The sequence below is a fragment of the Acinetobacter sp. ESL0695 genome (assembly GCF_029392135.1).
GTDB lineage: Bacteria > Pseudomonadota > Gammaproteobacteria > Pseudomonadales > Moraxellaceae > Acinetobacter > Acinetobacter pollinis.
On record NZ_CP113932.1, the window covers coordinates 1804099 to 1828034 of the forward strand.

The window sequence follows — 23936 nt, forward strand, 5'->3', positions numbered from 1 at the left end:
CAATACTTATATACAACCACAGTAATAAAACTAATTTGGAGTCATTCAATGTCAAACCTTGTAAACACAACAGATGCAGACTTTAAAGTAGACGTCTTAGAATCTGAAACACCTGTACTGGTCGACTTCTGGGCAGCATGGTGTGGTCCATGTAAAGCAATTGCACCTGTTTTAGAAGATTTGTCTCGCGAGTATGATGGTAAAGTTAAAATTGTAAAAGTTGATGTCACTAACTGTGAAGAGACTGCAGTGAACTACAACATCCGCAATATTCCTGCCCTTCTTTTATTCAAAGATGGTGAAGTTGTGGCTCAACAAGTCGGTGCTGTACCACGCTCTAAACTTGTTTCATTTATTGATGAAAACGTTTAAAACCTCATAATAAGAAGATACGTCATAAATTTGGCGTATTTTCTTTCTAAAAAATTGACAATTAACCGTCAGTCACTTATATTTTAAAACCAAGAAATATGCAGCAAAACTCAGCTACACTTTTTCTGAAAAGATACAACACATAAGATCGCCGTTCGGCAAAGCAATTGTTTACTTTTATCTTCAAAACAATTAACCAGATTTCTGCGTTTGTATTGTGCAAAAGAAACTGCTCAATGCTTTGTACATTTGGTCGAATCTTAAATCTATTCTCTTTTTGACTCCGATGTTCTTATCTATATTGAACCACATATGAATTTAACTGAACTCAAGAAAAAACCGATTGGCGAACTCATTAAAATTGCAGAGTTCATGGGCCTTGAGGGGATGGCACGTAACCGTAAACAAGATATTATTTTTGCTATTTTAAAACGCCATGCAATGAATGGCGAAGAGATTTTTGGCGATGGTGTTTTAGAGATCCTTTCTGACGGCTTCGGCTTTTTGCGTTCAGCAGCAGGATCATACCTTGCCGGACCTGATGATATTTATGTCAGTCCATCTCAAATTCGTCGCTTTAACTTACGCACAGGCGATACCATTGCGGGAACCATTCGTCCACCAAAAGAAGGTGAACGCTACTTTGCATTATTAAAAGTTAACCAAATTAATTACGACACACCAGAAAACTCACGTAACAAAATTTTATTTGAGAACCTAACGCCACTGTTCCCTACAGAACAACTCATTATGGAATTAGGTAATGGTTCAAGTGAAGATCTCACAGCACGTGTTGTCGATCTCATTGCGCCAATTGGTAAAGGCCAACGTTCTATCATTGTTGCACCGCCAAAAGCTGGTAAAACAATGCTCTTACAAAACATGGCACAGTCTATTGTTCGCAATAACCCTGAAGTTTTCCTCATTGTCCTTCTTATTGATGAACGTCCTGAAGAAGTAACAGAAATGGAACGTACTGTTCGTGGTGAAGTTGTTGCATCAACATTTGATGAATCACCTGCACGTCATGTTCAAGTTGCCGAAATGGTTATCGAGAAAGCTAAACGTCTTGTAGAACATAAAAAAGATGTTGTTATTTTGCTTGACTCTATTACTCGTCTTGCACGTGCATATAACACAGTTATTCCGTCATCAGGTAAAGTACTTACAGGTGGTGTAGATGCACATGCACTAGAACGACCAAAACGTTTCTTTGGTGCTGCACGTAATATTGAAGAAGGTGGCTCACTGACAATTATTTCTACTGCTCTTATTGAAACTGGCAGTAAAATGGATGAAGTCATTTACGAAGAATTTAAAGGTACAGGTAACCAAGAGATTACTCTAGACCGTCGTATAGCTGAAAAACGTGTATTCCCTGCAATGAATATGAAAAAATCAGGTACTCGTCGTGAAGAGCGTCTTATGGGTGAAGATAGCTTACGTAAAGTTTGGATCTTACGTAAACTTTTACATCCTATGGATGAACTCAATGCAATTGAGTTCTTACTTGACCGAATGAAAGAAACCAAAACAAATGATGACTTCTTTGAACAAATGAAGAGAAAACAGTAGAAATTTGTTTAAATTCACACATATAAAATTAAAATGAAAATTGCCTCACAAACTTGTGGGGCTTTTTTTATATTTCTTTAATAAATGTCTCAAGTGCTTGTAATTACTTAATTAAAATTTATAGATCAAGATTTGTTTTTACATAAAATAACAAAGTATATTCTGCGATTGTGATGCACTTATCAGATATAAATATATACTTTTTTAATAATCGAAAAACCACCTATTTTTAAGTAACTTAATCGACAATTACTCCAATATACTCTTCATTATTGATTGTTATTTTCTGTTAAAAAACAAACAAAAAATGATCATTTTTTCGTTTTTTTTAAATATACCTAGTAGTAATTCCATAAACTCAGTGATAGCATACACGCATGCCAGTTAACTTGCTCCGTGCGTTGTTACCTATCGAAAACGTATAGGGATAATAAAAGCTTAAACAAGTTAGCGTTGGTTTTTTTTCTCTATTATTTTATGAGAGTGATGCCATGTTATTCAAAAAATTCGCTATCGTAGCTGCTGTAGCTACAACTTTAGCTTTCGTTGGTTGTGCTAAGAAAGAAGCTCCTGCTGCTGACGCATCTGCTGCTGCTTCTGAAGCTGCTTCTGCTGCATCTGAAGCTACTGCTGCTGCATCTGATGCTGCTGCTCAAGCAACTACTGCTGCTTCTGAAGCTACTGTTGCTGCGTCTGACGCTGCTGCTTCTGTTGCTCAAGCAACTGATGCTGCTCCTGCTGCGTCTCAAGCTGCTCAATAATTCAAATTACTTTGAATTATACAAAAAGAGAGCATTTGCTCTCTTTTTTATTATATAAAAAATAAAATAATGAATTTAGCCTTATTTGACTTCGATGAAACCATTACACATAAAGACAGTTTTGGTCCCTTTCTAACTTTGACAGTAAATCCTATTCAAAAATACTTTTACATCGTCAAACTTAGTCCTTACTTTATTGGATATAAGCTTAAATATATTACAGATCGTATATTTCGTACGAAACTCTGTCATACAGCTTTTAAAAACTATCCAAAAGATAAATTAATAAAGATTGGAAATGATTTTGCAATTCACTATTTAAACAAGATTATACGCTCAAATGCATTAGAACAGATTCAATGGCATCTATCACAAGGCGACCGTGTCGTTGTTGTTTCTTCCTCTTTAGATATTTATTTAAAACCATGGTGTCAACAGTATGGTTTAGATCTCATCTGCAATGAGTTAGAAAGTACTCATGATTTGTATACAGGTCATCTCCGTCATGGAGATTGCGGTGGAATTGAAAAGGCAAATCGTATTCAACAGCAGTATGAGTTGACCGATTATAATAAAATCTATGCTTATGGTGATTCGCCAAATGATCATGCAATGCTAGCACTTGCAGATATCAAATTTTACCAATGGCAACAGATATAAAAAAAGCCTTCATTATATGAAGGCTTTTTTACAATTAATCTTGCTCTGTACCAACACGCTGTCTAAATTTCTGACCTGCTCTAAAAGTCACTACACGGCGTGCAGAAATTGGAATTTCTTCGCCTGTTTTTGGGTTGCGGCCAGGACGTTGGCGCTTATCACGCAACTCAAAGTTTCCAAAACCAGATAATTTTACCTGTTCCCCTGCAATGAGTGATTGACTAATTTCTTCAAAAAATAATTCAACCATTTGCTTAGCTTCACGGCGGTTTAGTGCTGTAAGCTCGCTTAAATGATCAGCCATTTCTGCTTTTGTTAATGCTGTCATGAGGCCCTCAATGTTGCTTGATATGTGCTTTCCAGCACTTCGATTATTTGATCCATACCTGCTTTAATTTCAGCATCCTCTAAAGTACGTGATGGATGCTGCCACAATAGTGCAAACGCAAGTGAACGTTTACCATCCTCAACACCTTGTCCAGTATATACATCAAACAACCATGTTGAGTCGAGAAGCTCTCCACCAGTTTTCTCAATCAACTGCTGAATTTCTTTTACACTTATCTTATCATCAATTAAAAGCGCAATATCACGTCTAACCGACGGAAAACGTGATAATTCTGTAAAATTAGATACATAAGATTGCAAAATGACATTTTGATCAAGTTCTGCTACCCAAGTTACACCTAAATCTAGTGAAGATTCAAGAGATGGATGTAAACGTCCCAAATAACCAATCGATTGACCGTTTACAATAACTTCAGCAGACTGACCAGGATGCAACCATTCACGCTCTGAACGAATGTATTCAACATTTAAACGACTTGCAGCAATAACCTCTTCAATCTCACCTTTAAAGTCAAAGAAGTCCATGTCTTGTGTTTTTGCATGCCATTGTTCAGGCACACGAGAACCGACAGCAATCATTGCAACTGTTGGAATCTGCTTTAATTCATCTAAGTTCGATGCTGTTTGATAATCGAAACGCAAACCCAACTCGAAGAAACGTACACGGCTTTGCTGACGATTTAAATTATATTGAACACACGGAATTAAACTCGACAGTAAAGTACTACGCATCGCTGCCAAATCACTTGATATTGGGTTGGCCAACATGAGTGGTTTCACAGCAGAATTTAATTGTTTTTCTAATTTAGCATCTGAGAAACTAAAACTAATAGCTTCTTGATATCCCAAAGTTGCAATCGTTTGACGTAATTGAGAAACTTCAAACTGATCTTTATAGTGAGATAAAGCGACATCTATTTGCGGTAATTTGATTTGAATATTATCGTAACCATGAATACGTACGATTTCTTCAATAAGATCCTGATAAATGACCATATCAAAACGATGCGATGGTGGTACTACTGACCATTCATCTTTAGCCGTCTCTGTGACTTTGCAACCTAGACGCTCTAGAGCATCAGCAATAAATGATGATTCAATACCATAACCTAGTAAACGCTCGACTTGACCTTTGTTCAACTGAATTGTATTTCTTTGTGGAAGGTATTCACGTTGTTCAGTTTGAACGATAGGACCGAACTCACCACCAGCAATGTCTGCAATTAAAGCAGAAACACGTTGAAGTGCTTTTAGTGGAAGTTCAAAATCTACACCGCGTTCAAAACGCTGAGAAGAGTCAGTATGTAGACCATAGCGACGTGCACGTCCTGCTACAGCCAACGGTGCAAAGAAAGCACTTTCTAAGAAAATATCAGTAGTTTCATCTGTTACACTCGATGCAAGACCACCCATAATTCCTGCAATTGCAAGTGCTTTGGCATCATCTGCAACGACCATGATATCGTCCGTTAATACCACTTCCTGTTCATTTAAGAGCTTAAGTTTTTCATCTTTTGTTGCTTGACGAACCTGAATGTCACCTTCTAGTTTTGCCAAGTCAAAGGCATGCATAGGTTGACCTAATTCAAGTAATACATAATTCGTCACATCAACCAAAAAACTATGTAAACGAATACCTGAACGAGATAAGGCTTTTTCCATCCATACTGGTGTTTTCGCTTGCGTATTTACATTACGCACGACACGCCCTAAATAGCGTGGCACACCTTCAGTTTTTAAATGGACTTGCTTTGTTTCTTGAAGAGTACTGTGAACATCTTCTATTTGAGGCTCATGAATACTTAACTGATTAATTACAGCAATTTCGCGAGCAATACCTCGAACGCTAAAACAATCACCACGGTTCGGTGTAATAGAGATATCAATCACTTGATCATCAAGTTCTAGATACTCACGAATATTTACACCAATCGGTGCATCATTCGGCAACTCTAATAAACCATCTATCTGATCTTCTAAATCAATTTCCGAAGCACCACATAGCATGCCATGTGAGGCAACCCCACGTAGCTTACCCTTTTTAATTTTAAAATCGCCTGGTAATACAGCGCCAACAGTTGCAACAGGCACACGCAATCCAACACGCACATTCGGTGCACCACAAACAATTTGTAAGGGCTCACCTTCACCTATATTAACCGTCGTTACACGCAGGCGATCTGCATCAGGATGCTGCTCAACTGTAAGCACTTCACCAATAACAACACCTGTAAATAGTTTTGCTACAGGTGCAATTTCATCGACCTCTAGACCAAGCATAGTCAATTGATTTGCAAGTGTTGCGCTATCAATTGCAGGGTTAACCCACGTACGCAACCAATTTTCACTAATTTTCATTTGATATATAACCTTAAAACTTTTTGGATCTATTTTGAATATCGATTGAACTAAGCAAATTGGCGCAAGAAACGCACGTCATTTTGATAGAACATACGTAAATCATTAATGCCATAACGCAACATTGCGAAGCGCTCTACACCTAGACCAAAAGCAAAACCTGTATATTTCTCAGGATCAATACCAGCAGCACTCAATACATTTGGATGTACCATGCCACAACCGAGTACTTCAAGCCATTTACCACGCTCATCCATAATATCCACTTCTGCACTTGGCTCTGTAAATGGGAAATATGATGGACGAAATCTTACTTTTAATTCTTTTTCAAAGAAGGCCTGAAGTAAATTTACCAATAAACCCTTTAACTCAGCAAAACTCGTCTTCTCTGCAACATACAAACCTTCGATTTGATGAAACATCGGTGAGTGTGTTTGGTCTGAGTCACAACGATAAACACGCCCTGGACATACAATACGAATCGGTGGTTGACGTTTTTCCATTGTACGAATTTGCACACCTGAAGTATGCGTACGTAACAAATGGTTGGCATCGAAATAAAATGTATCGTGCATTGCACGTGCAGGATGGTGTCCCGGAATATTCAGTGCTTCAAAGTTATGGTAATCGTCTTCAACTTCAGGGCCTGTTTCCACAGTAAACCCAGCTTTAGTAAAGAATTGGCAAATACGCTCTTGTACCTGAGTCACAGGGTGAATACTACCCATTTGCTGGCCACGACCCGGCAATGTAATATCAATTGTTTCACTCGCTAGTTTTGCTTCTAGCGCTTGTTGTTGTAATACTTGCTGTCTTTCGGTGAGTGCCTTATTAATTGCTTCACGCACAGCATGAATTTTTGCACCCTCAACTTTACGTTGTTCAGGATCCATTTTACCCAAAGATTTTGACTGCTCAGCAAGCTGACTCTTTTTCCCAGTAAATTGCACTCGGGCTTGGTCTAAGGTTGCAAGGTCTTGAGCGGCTGCGATTGCGCTCAGTGCTTCATTGGTCAAAGCTTCCAGTGACATAATTACTCTCAAAGCATCTATAAAAATTAGAAAAATTATTTTGCCATTCTAACAGCTTTTCATAGACTTAATGAAGTTTTCACAGTAAGTAAAATTTCCCTACACCCGTACCTATGAAAAATGTTAAAATCGTAGTTATAAAAGATCGTATTTCATCTAAAAATCAAAACTATTTATCCCCTACTTGCACACTATAGAGAATAATTATGGCTTTAGATCCAATTTGGAAACAACAGCTCGTACTTGTGACTTATGGAAATGAGTTTCTGAAAAATCAATTGAGCTTTAATACTTGGGTAAACCATGACATTTTTCAAAATGTTCTACTGCAATTTCGTAGCTTACAAACACAACATTTACTTGCGCAGCATTTTCAAATTTGGCTAGAAAATTTAAAAGCTCAAGGCGTTACACAGCTGAGTTTACATGAAGCCAGTTTATTAAAAGAGGGTACTAACCCAAATCCAAACATTGAGCTATTGCAATTTTCACATTTTATTGTTGCTCACAGTGCCCAAAAGAAAGTAGCTTGGCTTTTTGGTCAAGAGCTTGCCGAATGGTATACCGCAGATAACGAATATGAGGTCCCAACAGCACAGCAATTAAAAAGTAAACTTATGACAATGTGGGATTTTGAGTTACCACAACAAGTTATTAAACAGGTTAATTTAGACTTAAACCGTCCAAATTGGGACAATATTAGCGACTACCTTGAAAAAGAGATTTTCAATCAGTCCTATATTACAAACTTTACGGTAAATGAACTAAATACCGCTTATTACACGGGAACATCTAATCCCGAAAGTCAGTCTCTTTTACCTCAAGATTACCACGCAGAAATTTCACATGAGTTTCTTTTTAAACTTGAGCAATTAGATCAACAGATTGAAAAACACAGAAAAGAATCAAATAGCTTAACAGCGGAAATGCAATCCTTCTCGCAAAAAGTAGATGAATTGTTTTCAAAACTTATTGTGAAAACAGCAAATCATTACAAGGAAGCAAAACGTAAAGTTATTTTAGGTAACTCACCTTTTGATCATAACGAGAACTCAAGCCCAGAGTACAAACCAAGTGCTTCTACTAAAAGTGTGATAGCACTTATTTTCATTACAATTATTATTGGTGCACTGGTTTATTATTTTGGATTTTAAATAAAAAAAGACCGCAAAAAGCGGTCTTTTTAGAATCTCTAAACTTATGCAGCTAGAGCAGTTTTAGCCTTTTCAGCTAAAGCAGCGAATGCAACTGAATCATGCATAGCGATGTCAGCTAATACACGACGGTCAACAATCACTTGTGCTTTTTTCAAGCCAGCAATCATACGGCTGTATGATAAACCGTTTTGACGTGCACCAGCGTTAATACGCGCAATCCATAAAGCACGGAATTGACGTTTTTTCTGACGACGGTCACGGTAAGCATATTGTCCTGCTTTGATTACTGCTTGGAACGCTACGCGATAAACGCGTGAACGAGCACCATAGTAACCTTTAGCACGAGCAAGAATTTTCTTGTGACGACGATGCGCCACTACACCACGTTTTACACGAGCCATTTATAATCTCCTTAAATGTATGGGCACATACGACGAACTGAAGCAACGTCACTAACGTGAACCATTACACAGCCGCGTAATTGACGGATACGCTTAGCAGATTTTTTGGTCAAAATGTGGCGTTTGAACGCTTGTTTACGCTTGAAACCGTTTGCAGTCGCTTTAAAACGTTTAGCTGCACCACGGCGAGTTTTTAGCTTAGCCATAGTAACCTCTTTTGGACACCTGTTTAGCTTGCTTACACCATGTAAGTAGCCTGCAGGTAAGGAAGGGCGTATTTTATATTATCTTTGCTTAAAACGAAAGCAAATTTGTTATTCGTTTGAATACATTCATCAAGGACTCACAAATTTATCTGCATATACAGAACCTTTTACTACATCTAACGCAGAAGATGACTGTGAAATTGGCATGATCTCAATACGATTAATATTTATATGTTTGGGCTGTGAAATTAACCACAATACAGTATTTGCAATATCTTCAGGTTGAATAGCATCTACTTCTTCATATAGGGCTTTTACTCGCTCTGTATCCCCACGAAAACGCACATACGAAAATTCTGTTCCAGCTGACAAACCTGGCTCTACATTCGATACACGAATACCCATTCCAGCCAGATCTGCTCTTAAATTAAGACTAAACTGCTTAATAAATGCTTTGGTTGCACCATATACATGTCCTCCAGGATAGGGATAACTTCCTGCGATAGAACCCATATTAATGATATAGCCAGATTTCTTTTTTACCATAAATGGAAGTACCAGTTTGGTCATGGCCAATACGCCTTTAATATTTACATCGACCATCTGATTCCAATCGTCTATTTGTGCGTTATCGGCACGCTCTAAACCGAGTGCTAAACCCGCATTATTAATTAAAACATCGACATTTTCCAAAACAAAGCGCTCAGGAATAGACTTAAATTTCTCTTCAAGATATACATATGGCTGCGAAAGGTCTAAAGCCAATGGAAAAAAATCACGTCCTAACTCTTGTTGCAAATGCTGAAGGTGCTCTGCTCTTCTTGCAATTCCTATTACACGATGTCCGTGCTGAATAAGTTGTTTTGAAATATGATAACCAAATCCTGATGACGCACCTGTAACAATAATTAACATGGCTATTCCTTATCTTATTTGAAAAATTAAATTAGTTATCATGAACATAACTGTAATAATGAGAACTTTTTTAACAGCTTGTCCTTGTGTCTTTATTGCATATTTACTTCCCAGATGATTTCCTAAGAAACTGGCAAAAATCATCGGTATTCCAATCATAATCCACATTTTCCCAGCGATAAAAAAACTAATAAAAGCACCAATATTGGAAGTAAAATTAAATATTTTTGATGTTGCGGTTGCCTGTAGTAGTGGAAGCTTATTTATTAAAAATAGCGCAATTATAAAGAGGCTACCCGTACCTGGACCGAAAAAACCATCATAGAAACCGACGAAGAAACAAACCGTCATTAATAATAATTTAGAGATCGATATATTCTGATGTTGATTATCCATACGAGCTAAACGACTTTTTAATAAAGTCATGATTAACCCGATTGGTAAAAGACAGATAATAAGATAGGTTAAAATTTCTAAAGGAAGTCTAATAATTAACTTTGCACCAATATATGCACCTACAAGTGCAGTTACTGCTCCAAGGGGTATAATTCTCCATATAATGGAATCACTTTTAGCAAAATTTTTAATGGCTGCAAGTGTACCTACAGTGCTGACAAGTTTTTCCTGACCAAGTGCGACATGTGGCGGAATACCACTCACTATAAAAGCAGGAATAAGTACAAGCCCCGCTCCGCCTGCAATGGAGTCAATATATCCTGCTAAAAAAGAAATAAATGTTAAAAATAATATACCCAATATAAGGCTTTGTGCCAGCAAGCTATCTTCAATAAATACCACATCACTACCCTAAACTATTTTCTTCTTTTATCTCAAAATATCTCTAGTAAAAGGAGTATCAGCCCAATACAATCAAAAAGAACTGTTTGGGTGTTAAGTTGCAACTGTTATGGTAAAAAAACAAACTACAAAGATTCAGCAAGTTATTCAACTTATTGAAGCACGTATCGAAAGCCATGAAATACTCCCCGGTGGCCAACTTCCCTCATTAAGAAAGTTAGCAAAATCACTTAATTTTTCTGTATCTACAGTACTTGAGGCTTATGAGAGATTGGTTGTAGAAAATAAAATTGAAGTTCGACATGGCTCTGGATACTTTGTTAAGCAAATGCCATATACCAACCATAAAATAGACCTTTCATCACAATATAAAATGCAAACAGATCCCTTCTGGATCGCACATCAATCTTTAATTGCGTCTGATGATCACTTAAAACCTGGGTGTGGTTGGTTGCCTACCAGTTGGATGCCTGAATCAATTGTAAGAAAGTCGCTTAAAGAACTGAGCAATAAACCCGCCAAAGAGTTACTTACCTACAGCACTGTACTTGGCTATGAGCCTTTAAGAGAAGTGATAGCTCAACGCATCAATTATTATGGTACGTCTATTCATCATGACCAGATTTTACTTACAGAAAGTAGCACCCAAGCATTAGATATTATTTGTAGAGCACATCTAAATGTAGGCGATACGATTCTTGTAGATGATCCATGCTATTTTAATTTTTTTACATTATTTAATTTATTAAAGCTTCAAATTATTGCTATTCCTTTTACCCCTCAGGGGCCTGACTTAAATTATTTCAAAGAAGCCTTAAAACACTCGCCTAAAATGTACATTACCAATTCTGGGATACACAATCCAACAGGCACATCACTTAACATTAGTACAGCCTACAAAGTATTAAAAATGGCAGAAGAAGCAAATGTAATTATTATTGAAGATGATATTTATAGTGATTTCGAAATAATTCCATCTCCACGATATGCTTCTTTATCTAATTTTGAGAATGTAATTCAAATTAGTAGTTTTTCTAAATCCCTTTCATCCTCTTTTAGATGTGGTTATATTGCAGCAGAGACTCAATATATAAAACGTCTGACACAAGTTAAAATCGCAACTAATTTTAATTGCAATCAACTTAGTAGTGTTTTGGTACATCAAGCTTTGAAAGATACTCAATACAGACGCCATTTTGAATATATCAATCAAAGACTCAGCCATGCACGTGCTTTTGTCATTCAAGAATTAAAACAACTTGAAATTGTTCCGTGGACGATTCCTAAAAATGGAATGTTTCTATGGTGTCAGCTTCCTGAAAATGTAAGTGCGACTGCATTAACTGAAAACTGCCGTAAAGATCATTTAATTCTTGCAGCAGGTACAGCCTTTAGCCACTCAAAACATGCCGATCAATTCATGCGGTTTAATGTCGCACAATCTTTAGAACCTCATATTTTTAAAACACTTAAAAAACATATACAAATATGAACCACGAACATGGTGATTACACTATAGATTTACAACAAAAAATAACCCTAACCTCAAAAAGCAAATTGATAAAATTGCTCTCTATAATAAGCCAATAGGTCTACTATGTATCAGTTTAAAAAGTTATTTATTTTATCAGCACTTTGCTCTGTCAGTTTTCTTACACAAGCGACACTTCCTATTCCATCAAATGCGAAAATTGAGCGTATTACAGACCAAGCAAAATGGAGTGAAGGCCCTATCGTATTAAAAGATGGTACGGTACTTTGGAGTGATATTGTGAATAACCGTGTTCTAGAATGGAATGAAAAGACAGGGGTTCGCACTTGGCTCTCGCCTGCTCAATTTCAAAACGGTCATGCCATAGATACTGAAGGAAGAATCATTGCTGCCTCACATGGAAAACGTGCTATTGAACGTTTAGAAGCAGATGGTTCTTGGAGAGTTTTAGTCGATCTATACGGAAAAAATAAACTCAATAGCCCTAATGATGTCATTGTCGATAAAGACGGTGATATTTGGTTTACAGATCCTATTTTTGGGATTAAAAAAGCAGATGAAGGCTATGGTGGAAACCCTGTGCAAGGTGGTGAGTTTAGTTATCGTTTTTCGCCAAAAACAAACAAAATTGTACGATTAAATACACCTGAAGTAAAAACACCTAATGGTATTGCATTTAGTCCAGATCAGAAGAAATTATATTTAACTGACTCTCAAATTGCACACGACCAAAAAGATAAGAAGCTACATAGACATTTATTTGTTTATGACATTGATTCAAATAAACAAACAACCCATGGAAAAATGCTTGCACAAATTGACACAGGCGTACCCGATGGAATTGCTGTAGATGATAAAGGAAACATCTGGGTGACAGGTGGAAAGTATATCCATGTATTTTCAGAAAATGGAACAGCTTTAGGTAGCCTTAAATTCCCAACCACTGTTGCAAACATGGTATTTACGACGTTGCCAGATGGCAAGAAAATTATGTATGTCGCAGGTGGAAGCTCATTATATAAAATTGCCGTTAACGTCAGCGGTGCAAAGTAAATCTATCTATTTAAGAGGCGCCTCATGCGCCTCTTGCAAGCGTTCTATTAATTATAAAGTGGACGAATTTTTTTTATTTTTTATCATTTTCTGATGATTCAAAGCTATTCGAACTTCCCCCGCCACTAAAATCTCCTCCAAAATTAGACTCATTACTTCCATCACTTTTTGTATTATGATTACGTGCAGAAGATAAAATACTAATCACTCCCAGTACGATATCTATGGCTGACTTTTTTTCTTTTTTACGTTGGAACAATTCTGTTTTGCGATCTATTTTTATGCCGTTACGGGTAAATCTAAAGCTATAGCTAACTCTTGAATATTTAATTTTATTAGAAATAAATATAATTAATATTAAGAAAATAAACAGTAAAAAGTCTTTTATAGAATACGAACTCTTTGGCTCACTTTCATCGCTCATTTTGTGGTTTGAGTTTGAAGCATGCGCTTGCTCTAGCATCACCGTAGAGTTTTTATCTATTACTAAACTAATTTTTTCTAGAACAAGGGATAATCCATTGAAATACGCTTTATTCTTAAACTCGCTTGATGTTTCTCCTAATATTCTATGAATTTTGGCATCAGGTAAATCCCCCTCTAGCCCATTACCCGTTAAAATCTGGATTTTTTTATCTTGAGTACTTAATACAATTAATAAACCATTGTCTGTCTTTGCATTACCTAATTTCCACCTTTCAGCAACTCCTATTGAAAAGTCAAAAATAGATTCTTCTCCCGTACTTGGTACGACAATGATACCCACATTTAAAGATATTTTTCTTAATGCGTCTATCTTGTACTGTAAGCTTATTACTTCTTGTGGAGATAAAACTTTAGAAAAGTCATATACCCTAGATTGAGTACCACTTTTCTGAATTTCATTCAGTGCAAGCGTTTTATAATCTACACTTTCTTCTGCTCTGACATGAGAAAAAACAAATAAAAAGCATGTTAAAAAACATGCTAACAATAATCTATACTTCATAGAAACCTTTCAGCCATCAATCTCTATTAGATAAAAAGTCTTGCGTAAAAGCAGAGACTTTCTTTATATACTCATTAGTGCTTATCAAATGAGATCTGAGGTGCACGATCTGAATTTGGTGTAATCGTACTAAAATTAGGCTTTACTTCAGCATGAATAATTTTGGCTGTAATGACAGTTGGAAATTGGCGAATAAAAGTATTGTAAGACTGAACACTTTTGATATAGCGGTTTCTTGCAACAGTAATCCGATTTTCTGTGCCTTCTAATTGTGCTTGTAAGTCTCTAAAACCTTCATTGGCTTTTAAGTTTGGATAACTTTCAGTAATCATCATTAAACGAGACAATGAGCCTGAAAGTTGATCTTGTGCTTCTTGATAACGCTTAAACTGTTCAGGATTATCCAACAATCCCTTATCTACCTTAATGCCTGCAACCTTCGATCTTGCCTCAATCACAGATTGTAGCGTTTCACGTTCATGCGTTGCATAACCCTTTACAACGCTTACCAGATTCGGAATTAAATCTGCTCTACGTTGATATTGATTATTTACTTCTGATAAAGCGGCATTTACATCTTCATCTTGTTTTTGAATAGTATTGTATCCACAAGATGTCACTGAAATAGCCATGGCTAAGATGCTAAAGAGTTTCAATGATTTTGATTTCACGTTCAGGCCAATTATGCAACTAAGATTTACGCGATTCTATTGTATGAAATTTGTAAAATCAATCTTATTTTATAATTATATAAGACACCCAAATTAATGATTTTATTAATTTTAATTTAAATTTCAATATTTATTTACCGTGAAAATTAAAGTGATATTTATGAATAAAACCACCCCTTTTCTAAAGTTTTTCAAACCTGAGTCCAACCCCCGAGATGGTAGTAATGTATTTTGGTGTTGATGCATGATCACCTATCTTATCTCTAAGTTTCTTGGTAAGAATTCTTAAATAGTGCGTATCTTCTGTATGTGTATTTCCCCATAGTTCACGAATAATATCTGCTTGTTCTACAATTTGGCCTTCAGACTTCAATAGAAAAGCCAATAATTGGAATTCTTTTTTAGTAAGACTGATAACAATGTTATTAATTTTAACAATATGCTCTGCAACATTAATATATAGATAGCCATCGTTAAAGACTTGAGGTATATCGATAGTAATAGGTCTATTTCTTATTGCTACACGAATGCGTGCAAATAGTTCCTGAATATTAAATGGTTTCGTTACGTAATCATTTGCCCCCGCATCTAGCAATAATACTTTTTGATTTTCATCTGGTCGTGCCGATAAGACAATGATGGGTATAACTGACCATTTCCGAATTTCTTTTAATACTTCATAGCCATCCATATCTGGTAAACCAAGATCTAAAATCACTAAATCGGGTGTTTTCTCAATCATAATTTGAATGCCTTTCAAACCAGTTTCAGCTAAGAACACATCATAACTTTGAGTATTTAATGCAATTTCTATGAAACGTCTAATTTTAGGCTCATCATCTATGACTAAAATTTTATGATTACTCAAAATATTTCCTAATGGTTCGTTTCTAAATGAAAAGGAAGTTGTATTCTTACAAGCGTCCCATACGTTTCAAATGCAGATAAGGCCTCAATTTTTCCCATATGCGCACCTACAATTCCCTTAACAATGGTTAATCCTAAGCCCGTCCCTGTCGGATTACGATCTCCTCGTTGCATGGTATAAAACATACTAAAAATTTCGTCTCTTTCTACTTCAGGTATACCTGGCCCTTCATCAATTATATCTATTTGTAGTATTCGATCTTCCAAGTTAATGGCTTTGACTACAATAGGAACATTTACAGGTGAAAACTTTGCAGCATTCTCTAAAACATTAAAAATTGCTTGTTCAATTAAAGCAGGATGAATACTCATTGGAGGTAAAGAAGCAGGAATATAGCATTTGATTTTTAAATCATCTTGATAAGAAATTAAGCGTTTGACTGCAGAATCAATCACATCTTCAATGGACACTTCTGTTCTTGCAAGCGTTAACCCCTCATGCCCTAATCGCGTCATATCTAATAAATTTTTTATATAACGATCTAAACGCCCCCCTTCACTATGAATCATATCAAGCAGTTCCATATACTCAGATTCTGGTATATCTTTCCCAAAATAACGAAGCGTATCTGCAGCACCAATCATCGCTGCCAACGGCGAACGTAAATCATGTGATACAGATGATAATAATGCTGAGCGTAATTTTTCTGTTTCATTGGTTACCCGAGCATCTTCTAACTGTAACGACAACTGTATTCGTGAAGCAGTTTGAATAATATCTTCGATCATTAAATCGATCAGGCGATGCTCCTCAAAACTCAGTTTTTTCTTTAGGGAATGATATCTTATACCAATTACACCGCTCTCCTTTTGTAAAGGAAGAGGTATAAACCACCAATCAGATTGGTTTAATGTTTTTGTAAAACGACCACACGGCTGAAGATTTCTTTGTGTCCAATCGGCTGCAATAATTTCTTTTTCAGATAAAACATCTATTGTTTGAGAGAAATCTCCGAAACGTATCCAAATATCGACGTGTAAATTTCTTTCTAGATGATCTTTTGCAATACTCATCACATCATTTAGACTCAAACAGTTTGAAAGTTTACGTTCTAAATCTTGAAGTTGCATCGCAATCGAGTTTGCAGTTTTTAGACTACTTATTTTTTCTTTTAGTTGACTCGCCAACCTAGCGACAATAAGAGCACAGCCTAAAAATAAAAATATGGTAATAACACCTTCGTGAGCGCTAATCTGTAAGGTATATCGTGGTTCAATGAATAAATAGTTATAAAGAATAAAACATAAAAATACACTCAAGATCGTCATAAGCATCTGTGTACGTACAGCAATCATCATTACTGTTAAAATAAAAATAATTGCTAAATCATTGTAACCCACATAATGATCTAAAATACTTGCACACAGTACCCCTAAAGCAATAATAATGACACTTTCAATACTTTCTTTTAAAGTTATTTTTGAAGTAAAGATCATCTTTTTTATAGACTGTTGAGTATTTTTTGTAGAGTGCTTATTTTGCACTAAAGTAACTTCAAAAGGGTGTGATTTCGATAAAATCTGTTGCACTATCCTTCGATATTTCCATGAAGCTAAAGACCATGATACTGGATATTCAAGAAGTATTTGAGAAATACCATGGTGATATGCTGTATTGAGAATACTAGAAGGAACATCATCAGAATAAATATAATGTGTTTGTGCGCCAAGCTGTCTTGCTAGACTTAAAACTTTTGTTACTAATAAAGATTGAGCACCTTTTACTTTGGTTCTCCCAATATAAACCACACTCCACAGAGTATTAGAATGTTGCACTAGCCGATGTGCCCTTCTTACCAAGTCTTCAGATGCATGACCATCATACATGATTAACATCAGATGACTTTGAATAGGAACCGTTTTTCCTAAGATTTGCCCATTTTCTCTATAATGAACATCGACATTTTCAGCAACAAACTGTAAAGCAAGGTCACGCAATGCTGTTAAATGATTGGCTTTAAAAAAGCCATTTAATGCATATTGTGCTTGCTCTGGAATGTAAACCTTGCCTTGTTTTAAACGTTCTAATAATTCAGAAATTGGTAAGTCAACTAAGCGGATGTCTTTTAATCGTTGAAAGAAACCGTCAGGTACTGTCTCTGTCACACGTATACCCGTTATTTTATATATGACATCATTTAAACTTTCCAGATGCTGAATATTTAACGTACTATAAACGTCAATTCCAGCATCTAAAAGTTCATTTACATCCTGCCAGCGATGTTCATGTCGACTTGTTTTTACATTAGTATGTGCAAGCTCATCGACCAAAACAATCCGTGGTTTTACCCGTAAAATCTCATCTAAATCCATTTCCTCTAGGAAATAATCATTGTATGAAATTCTTTTTCTGGGTATCACATTTAATCCTGCCACAAGTGCTTCTGTTTCCACACGTCCATGTGTTTCCACAATTCCTACAGCAATATGAATTTGTTGAGCCATTAACTCATGAGCACGACTTAACATTGTATAAGTCTTACCAACACCCGGAGCAGCGCCAAGAAATAATGTAAGGCGACCTTGCTCATCACGTTGACTATGAGATAGCCATGCATCTGCTCTTACATTACGATCAATGTCCATGACACTACATCCTTGTCTGCTCTTTATGAATGATTATGTTGCAAGGCATCAAGTGCAAGATTTAACTGTAAAACATTAACACGAGGCATGCCTAAAAAACCAAATTGCTTGTCATAGGTATAGGCATTCACCAGTTTCTGTATTTCATCAATAGCGATATGTCTTTGTTTTGCTACTCGACTTATTTGCAACGCTGCACTTTCAGGAGAGATTTCAGGATCAATTCCACTTCCTGAAGCAGTTAACATATCTAAAGGTACACTCTGTAAATCGGCATCATTGAATTTTGCAAACTGCTGTCTACGTTCAGAAATATGTTTAAGTAAATCGGGATTACTTATTGCTAAATTACTTCCTCCCATTGCCATTGGGTCATAATTAATTGCACTCGGTCGTGCTTGAAAATAACGAGGGTTATGAAAGTTTTGAGCAACTAACAACGAACCAACTGCTTTACTCTGCTGTTGTATAACACTCCCATTGGCCTGAAATGGAAAAATCAGTTGTGCAATATTTGTTTGTAAAACACAATAAATTAGACCCGTTCCAATAAACCCTAAAACCATTAACCCAATACTTTGTCTTATTACAGGCTGTTTCTCTTCAGAGATTAAAGCCGTATCATGTGTATTCATTTTTCTCTCCAAACTCTATAAGAAACAACTTACAATTAAGTCAATCATTTTTATGACAATAAAAGGTAAAATTACGCCACCTACGCCATAAATCAGCATATTACGGCGTAATAAACTTAGTGCGCTCGCAGGTTTAAATTTAACACCACGTAATGCAAGTGGAATTAGTGCAGGAATAATCAAGGCATTAAAAATAAGTGCTGATAACACTGCGCTTGTTGGGCTAGAAAGCTTGAGAAAATTAAGTACATTTAATTGAGGTACAGCCACAGCAAATAAGGCAGGTAAAATAACAAAATATTTTGAAACGTCATTTGCAAGTGAGAACGTGGTTAGAGCACCTCGTGTAATCAATTGCTGTTTACCAATTTCAACAATATCTAATAATTTAGTAGGGTCTGAGTCAAGATCAACCATATTTCCTGCTTCTTTTGCAGCTTGTGTTCCTGAGTTCATTGCCAAGCCAATATCTGCTTGTGCTAATGCAGGGGCATCATTTGTTCCATCTCCAACCATTGCAACCAAATGCCCCTTTTTTTGCTCTGCTCGAATACATGCCAATTTATCTTCAGGTCTAGCCTCTGCAATATAGTCATCTACACCAGCCGTTGCTGCAATTGCTGCTGCTGTAAGTGGGTTATCACCAGTAACCATTATGGTTTTTATACCCATTTCTCTAAAGAGATCAAACCTTGCCTTGATGCCTTCTTTAATCACATCAGACAATTCGATAACACCCAATATTCTCTGATTTAATGCCACGACCAATGGAGTTGCACCTTTGGATGCAACTTCATCTACTTTGATTTTTAATTCACTCAGTTGCGTAATATCCATTGCTGTAAATTTTAAAATTGCGTCAAGTGAACCTTTACGAATATTTGTACCATCTTTCAAATCGACACCCGACATACGTGTAGCTGCACTAAATGGAATAAATACAGCATCTGAGGCAGACTCAAGCGTTTCTCCCAAAGATTGGGCAAGTTTCACAATTGACTTTCCTTCAGGTGTTGGGTCGGCAAAAGAACTACTCATCGCTGCTTGTCTTAAAAGCGATGAGGTCACTCCAGTCAGTGGATAAAATGCAGTTGCTTGACGATCACCATAGGTAATTGTTCCCGTTTTATCTAACAGTAGTACATCTACATCGCCTGCTACTTCTACAGCCTTACCCGATTTGGCTAAAACATTTACTTTGAGTGCCCTATTCATCCCTGCAATACCAATTGCAGGAAGTAAACCACCAATTGTAGTTGGAATGAGACAGACAAGAAGCGCAACCAAAAGTACAATATTTATTTGAATATGAACGATTGATCCAATAAAAGGGAGTGTGACCACAACCGCAATAAACGTTATTGTCATGACATTAAGTAAGATACCCAAAGCAATTTCATTGGGTGTTTTCTGACGGCTTGAACCCTCTACAAGTGCAATCATTCGGTCTAAAAAGCTATTGCCAGCCTCATTACTCACTTTGACAATAATTTGGTCCGTTAAAACTTTTGTTCCACCAATCACACCCGTTTTATCTGTACCAGCTTCACGCAGCACAGGCGCAGACTCACCTGTCACTGCTGACTCATTAATCGTCGCAAAACCTTCTATAATTTCACCATCGGCAGGAATGAGTTCGCCAGCTTTTACAATTACAACATCATCTTTTTTAAGAAGATGAGCTGCAATTTTTTCAGTTTTACTTTGATCATCGATAAGACGATAGGCAAATAAATTTTCACGTGCCTGTCTTAAAGAAGATGCTTGTCCACGACCTTTTGCCTCTGCAATTGCTTCTGCAAAATTTGCAAACCAAATCGTAATGAATAAAATAAAGCTTAAACTAATACCTAACCCAAGTTGGCTATAACCAAATATTGTTGCCCCAATAGTAAGAATTGTACCTAGCCATACACATGCCATCACAGGGTTTTTAAATGCGTACTGCGGTAAAAATTTAATAAATGTATGTTGAACAATCTCTTTATTCAAAAAATTTGCTTTAGAACTGATCGCATGTTTCATATCTTTGCCTCTTAAACTTGAATAGATAGGAAATCTGCAATTGGGCCTAGTACTAAAACAGGCATAAATTGCAACAATGTAAGAATAAGGACAATACCTATAAGCATGAGCGCAAAGGTCACTGACTCTATATTTAATGTGCCTTTGCCCTGAGCCACTTTTTGCTTAGATGCAAGGCTTACAGCAATCAGTAAAGGAACAATTAAGGTACTATAACGGCCTGCAAGCAAAGCAATACTGGCAGATACATTCCACCATACGGTATTATTTCCTAGTCCCGCAAAACCCGAACCATTGTTTGCATAAGCAGAGGTATACTCATAAAAAACTTGTGAAATTGCATGAAAAGCAGGGTTTGAATTCCCTGTAAGTGCTGGGTTCGCCAAGGCAATTGCTGTTAACATAAGAATGACGATAGGCTGTAGTAAAATAACCACAGATAACAACTTAATTTCTGTCGTTTCAATTTTATAGCCAAATATTTCAGGTGTTCTGCCTGTCATTAAGCCTGCAATAAATACAGCCAAGAACAGGTAAATAAGAAACTGTAATAAGCCACATCCAATGCCACCCCAAATGGCATTAATCAGCATATTACACATCTCGATCAATCCTGTTAAAGGTGACTGCGAATCGTGCATCATATTTACAGAGCCATTATTTACTTGTGTGGTTAATGCACTCCACAATGCAGAAGATTCAGCACCAAATCGAACTTCCTTTCCTTCTAATAAAGCATCATTGGGTTGTAATGAATATTGTTCTGTCCATAAACTCAAACTTGTAGAAATAATCGACATAAACAACATACTGCCAAAAATCATCCACATCAGTTTTTTACGCTGTACGAACCTTGCCACCATAAAAATAACAGCTAGTGGAATAAGTAAAATTGCGACCATTTCGAGCCAATTAGAAAATGGCGTTGGGTTCTCCAAAGGCGCTGCGCTGTTTGGACCATACCAACCACCACCATTACTCCCCAATTGTTTGATTGCCACCATCGCAGCGACAGGACCAAGAGGAATATGTTGTGAATTATTTTCTATAGTTTGAACAGTAGGCCCTGCAGACAATGTCGAAGGCACACCTTGGCTATTAAGTAAAAGTGAAAAAGCAAAAGTTATGGGTAATAAAAACCTAAATAGCACTCTAACAATATCGCGCCAATAATTTCCTAAATTAATTGAAGCCCATGTTTTTTCATTTTTGTTATGATTAGGTTGCAAAAATAAAGCGCGTAAGACGGCAACAACAAGGGTTAGACCAATTAAGGGAGAAAGAAATTGCAAGCCCGTAATCATCGTCATTTGTGAAAAATATGATAATTGTGCTTGGCCTGAATAATGCTGTTGATCTGTATTGGTTAAAAAAGAGATAGAAGTATGAAGTGCTAAGTCCCAACTCATATTTGGAACATGGTCTGGATTTAATGGTAACCATGCTTGAGTCATTAAAATAATAATACTAAAAATAAGCAGACATACATTGCTTAAGAGAAAAGCAGATAGGTATTGCCTCCAATTCATTCCATTATTTTTAACACCCATCAGCGCATAAATAGGTTTCTCAATCCATTTAAATACACTGTCACTTTTCATTGGTCGATCTTGCAAAATCGTTGCAAGATATCCGCCTAGAGGATATGCCAACAATAATGAAACAACAAATACGGAAAGAACTTCCCACATGTCAGATACCATTTACAAAAATGTGATCTGAATTATCTAAAGTCTTCCCGTAAATTCTCTATAAAGGAAAATAATTTCGCGTAAAATTTACGTAAATTTTTGATCAACCCTGACAATATTGGCCAAGATTGATCAATTTCTTATAGGCTAGTACGCAAAATATAAAAGTAATTTAAACATACCCGCAATTAAAGCTAAGGCAAAGAATCCCAAGAGCCATAATAGAATAAACCATTGTGTCGATGAAAAATGTTTAAAAGACTTCTTCATATAAACCTCCTTAATGGTATCCCTCATCTCCTACTCTCACTTTATCTTTAAACACCCAATAAGACATTGCGGTATAGATCATAATAATAGGAATAAGGATGACTGCCCCAACCAAAGCAAATAACTGACTAGAACGTGGAGAAGCTGCTTCCCAAATTGTAATTGACGGCGGAATAATATATGGATATAAGCTCACCATAAATCCAATAAAAGCAAGAAAGACTAAACCTAAGGTATAAATAAATGGTTTTTTATCATGCTCGCCTTTACATGCTTTAAGAATTAAATAGCTACAAAGCAGTACCAAAATTGGTATAGGACTTAAATACCAAATATTAGGTATCGCAAACCAACGTGCGGCTATTGCGGCATGTTGTAATGGCGTATATACACTAACTGCCAAAAATATAAACAGTAATGCCCATGTTAGTTTAGGCATAAGCGAATACATCATCTGCTGTAAACTGGCTTCAGTCTTTAAAATTAACCAAGCACAGCCTAAAGCAGCATACATGACGACAACCCCAACACCGGTAAATAAAGAAAATGGTGTAACCCAATCTAAAGCATTTCCAGCAAACACACCATGTTCAGTTCGAATACCTTGTATATATGCTCCTAAAATTACCCCTTGAAGGAAACTAGCAAAAATTGAACCCCAAATAAATGCAATATCCCACAAGTATTTAGTTCTATGTGCTTTAAAGCGGAATTCAAATGCAACGCCTCTAAAAATCAGTGCAATGACCATAAGAATAATAGGCATATATAGTGCAGATAATACTGTGGAGTACACCAATGGAAATGCAGCATATAACCCCGCACCACCTAAAACCATCCATGTCTCATTACCATCCCATACTGGAGCAACAGTATTCATCATGACATCACGTTCTTGATGATCTTTAATAAAAGGAAATAAAATGCCTATTCCCAAATCAAAACCATCAAGTACAACATAAGTAAATACACCAAAGGCAATAATGACAACCCAAATTAAAGAAAGATCAAGCATC

At 36.4% G+C, this 23936-nt stretch carries 22 protein-coding genes; 7 read left to right on the top strand and 15 right to left on the bottom strand.

The annotated features are described in order from the left end of the window. The first annotated feature begins 48 nt into the window (after positions 1 to 48). The 4 genes from trxA to OZX61_RS08620 all read left to right on the top strand — a co-directional run bounded on the left by trxA (position 49) and on the right by OZX61_RS08620 (position 3368). Positions 49 to 372 carry a thioredoxin gene (trxA, locus tag OZX61_RS08605; RefSeq protein WP_277094546.1) on the top strand — a complete coding sequence of 108 codons (324 nt, stop codon included), beginning with the start codon at positions 49 to 51 and terminating at the stop codon, positions 370 to 372. 312 nt (positions 373 to 684) lie between these two features. After that, positions 685 to 1947 carry a transcription termination factor Rho gene (rho, locus tag OZX61_RS08610; protein WP_195771469.1) on the top strand — a complete coding sequence of 421 codons (1263 nt, stop codon included), beginning with the start codon at positions 685 to 687 and terminating at the stop codon, positions 1945 to 1947. Positions 1948 to 2438: 491 nt separating this feature from the next. Next, positions 2439 to 2708 (top strand): hypothetical protein, encoded by a 270-nt coding sequence (locus tag OZX61_RS08615; protein ID WP_195771468.1) that lies wholly within the window; start codon positions 2439 to 2441, stop codon positions 2706 to 2708. A 69-nt stretch (positions 2709 to 2777) separates the two neighbouring features. Continuing rightward, a complete protein-coding gene (locus tag OZX61_RS08620) occupies positions 2778 to 3368 on the top strand; it encodes an HAD-IB family hydrolase (protein ID WP_277094547.1) in 591 nt (196 codons plus the stop codon). A 34-nt stretch (positions 3369 to 3402) separates the two neighbouring features. Here OZX61_RS08620 and OZX61_RS08625 read toward each other — a convergent pair whose 3' ends face one another. From OZX61_RS08625 to pheS, 3 genes are read right to left on the bottom strand one after another with little or no spacing between them, the layout of a single operon-like run. After that, positions 3403 to 3696, bottom strand: a complete 294-nt coding sequence (locus OZX61_RS08625; protein ID WP_195771466.1) for an integration host factor subunit alpha — start codon at positions 3694 to 3696, stop codon at positions 3403 to 3405. Further along, positions 3693 to 6074, bottom strand: coding sequence for a phenylalanine--tRNA ligase subunit beta (gene pheT / locus OZX61_RS08630; protein WP_277094548.1), 2382 nt, complete (start codon positions 6072 to 6074; stop codon positions 3693 to 3695). Before pheT ends, OZX61_RS08625 begins: the two co-directional genes overlap by 4 nt. A 50-nt stretch (positions 6075 to 6124) precedes the next feature. Beyond that, on the bottom strand, positions 6125 to 7105 hold the full coding sequence (gene pheS, locus OZX61_RS08635) for a phenylalanine--tRNA ligase subunit alpha (RefSeq protein WP_195771464.1): 981 nt from the start codon (positions 7103 to 7105) through the stop codon (positions 6125 to 6127). Positions 7106 to 7311: 206 nt separating this feature from the next. Here pheS and OZX61_RS08640 point away from each other — a divergent pair, with 206 nt between their 5' ends. Continuing rightward, positions 7312 to 8259, top strand: coding sequence for a hypothetical protein (locus tag OZX61_RS08640; RefSeq protein ID WP_277094549.1), 948 nt, complete (start codon positions 7312 to 7314; stop codon positions 8257 to 8259). A 44-nt stretch (positions 8260 to 8303) separates the two neighbouring features. On the opposite strand, the gene rplT is transcribed toward OZX61_RS08640, so the two are convergent. The 4 genes from rplT to OZX61_RS08660 form a co-directional block, all read right to left on the bottom strand. After that, positions 8304 to 8663 carry a 50S ribosomal protein L20 gene (gene rplT, locus OZX61_RS08645; protein WP_195771462.1) on the bottom strand — a complete coding sequence of 120 codons (360 nt, stop codon included), beginning with the start codon at positions 8661 to 8663 and terminating at the stop codon, positions 8304 to 8306. Positions 8664 to 8674: 11 nt separating this feature from the next. After that, entirely contained in the window at positions 8675 to 8869 is a 195-nt protein-coding gene (gene rpmI, locus OZX61_RS08650; protein WP_001096359.1) for a 50S ribosomal protein L35, read from the bottom strand. Positions 8870 to 8998: 129 nt separating this feature from the next. Next, positions 8999 to 9784, bottom strand: coding sequence for an SDR family NAD(P)-dependent oxidoreductase (locus OZX61_RS08655; protein ID WP_277094550.1), 786 nt, complete (start codon positions 9782 to 9784; stop codon positions 8999 to 9001). Between the two features lie 9 nt (positions 9785 to 9793). Further along, entirely contained in the window at positions 9794 to 10582 is a 789-nt protein-coding gene (locus OZX61_RS08660) for a TSUP family transporter (protein ID WP_277094551.1), read from the bottom strand. A 109-nt stretch (positions 10583 to 10691) separates the two neighbouring features. Here OZX61_RS08660 and OZX61_RS08665 point away from each other — a divergent pair, with 109 nt between their 5' ends. Then, entirely contained in the window at positions 10692 to 12074 is a 1383-nt protein-coding gene (locus OZX61_RS08665) for a PLP-dependent aminotransferase family protein (protein WP_277094552.1), read from the top strand. 105 nt (positions 12075 to 12179) lie between these two features. After that, on the top strand, positions 12180 to 13127 hold the full coding sequence (locus tag OZX61_RS08670) for an SMP-30/gluconolactonase/LRE family protein (RefSeq protein WP_277094553.1): 948 nt from the start codon (positions 12180 to 12182) through the stop codon (positions 13125 to 13127). A gap of 73 nt (positions 13128 to 13200) precedes the next feature. Here OZX61_RS08670 and OZX61_RS08675 read toward each other — a convergent pair whose 3' ends face one another. The 8 genes from OZX61_RS08675 to cydB all read right to left on the bottom strand — a co-directional run bounded on the left by OZX61_RS08675 (position 13201) and on the right by cydB (position 23935). Beyond that, the gene (locus tag OZX61_RS08675) at positions 13201 to 14115 is read right to left on the bottom strand and encodes a TPM domain-containing protein (protein WP_277094554.1); all 915 of its coding nucleotides are present in this window, start codon (positions 14113 to 14115) and stop codon (positions 13201 to 13203) included. Between the two features lie 74 nt (positions 14116 to 14189). Beyond that, positions 14190 to 14792 (bottom strand): LemA family protein, encoded by a 603-nt coding sequence (locus OZX61_RS08680; protein ID WP_195771513.1) that lies wholly within the window; start codon positions 14790 to 14792, stop codon positions 14190 to 14192. A 175-nt stretch (positions 14793 to 14967) separates the two neighbouring features. After that, on the bottom strand, positions 14968 to 15657 hold the full coding sequence (locus OZX61_RS08685; RefSeq protein ID WP_277095649.1) for a response regulator transcription factor: 690 nt from the start codon (positions 15655 to 15657) through the stop codon (positions 14968 to 14970). A 5-nt stretch (positions 15658 to 15662) separates the two neighbouring features. After that, positions 15663 to 18299 carry a sensor histidine kinase KdpD gene (locus tag OZX61_RS08690; protein ID WP_277094555.1) on the bottom strand — a complete coding sequence of 879 codons (2637 nt, stop codon included), beginning with the start codon at positions 18297 to 18299 and terminating at the stop codon, positions 15663 to 15665. Positions 18300 to 18322: 23 nt separating this feature from the next. After that, a complete protein-coding gene (gene kdpC / locus OZX61_RS08695) occupies positions 18323 to 18934 on the bottom strand; it encodes a potassium-transporting ATPase subunit KdpC (protein WP_277094556.1) in 612 nt (203 codons plus the stop codon). A gap of 15 nt (positions 18935 to 18949) precedes the next feature. Continuing rightward, positions 18950 to 20959, bottom strand: a complete 2010-nt coding sequence (kdpB, locus tag OZX61_RS08700; RefSeq protein WP_277094557.1) for a potassium-transporting ATPase subunit KdpB — start codon at positions 20957 to 20959, stop codon at positions 18950 to 18952. Between the two features lie 11 nt (positions 20960 to 20970). Further along, positions 20971 to 22650 carry a potassium-transporting ATPase subunit KdpA gene (kdpA, locus tag OZX61_RS08705; RefSeq protein ID WP_277094558.1) on the bottom strand — a complete coding sequence of 560 codons (1680 nt, stop codon included), beginning with the start codon at positions 22648 to 22650 and terminating at the stop codon, positions 20971 to 20973. 280 nt (positions 22651 to 22930) lie between these two features. Further along, positions 22931 to 23935, bottom strand: coding sequence for a cytochrome d ubiquinol oxidase subunit II (gene cydB, locus OZX61_RS08710; protein ID WP_277094559.1), 1005 nt, complete (start codon positions 23933 to 23935; stop codon positions 22931 to 22933). Position 23936 lies beyond the last annotated feature (1 nt).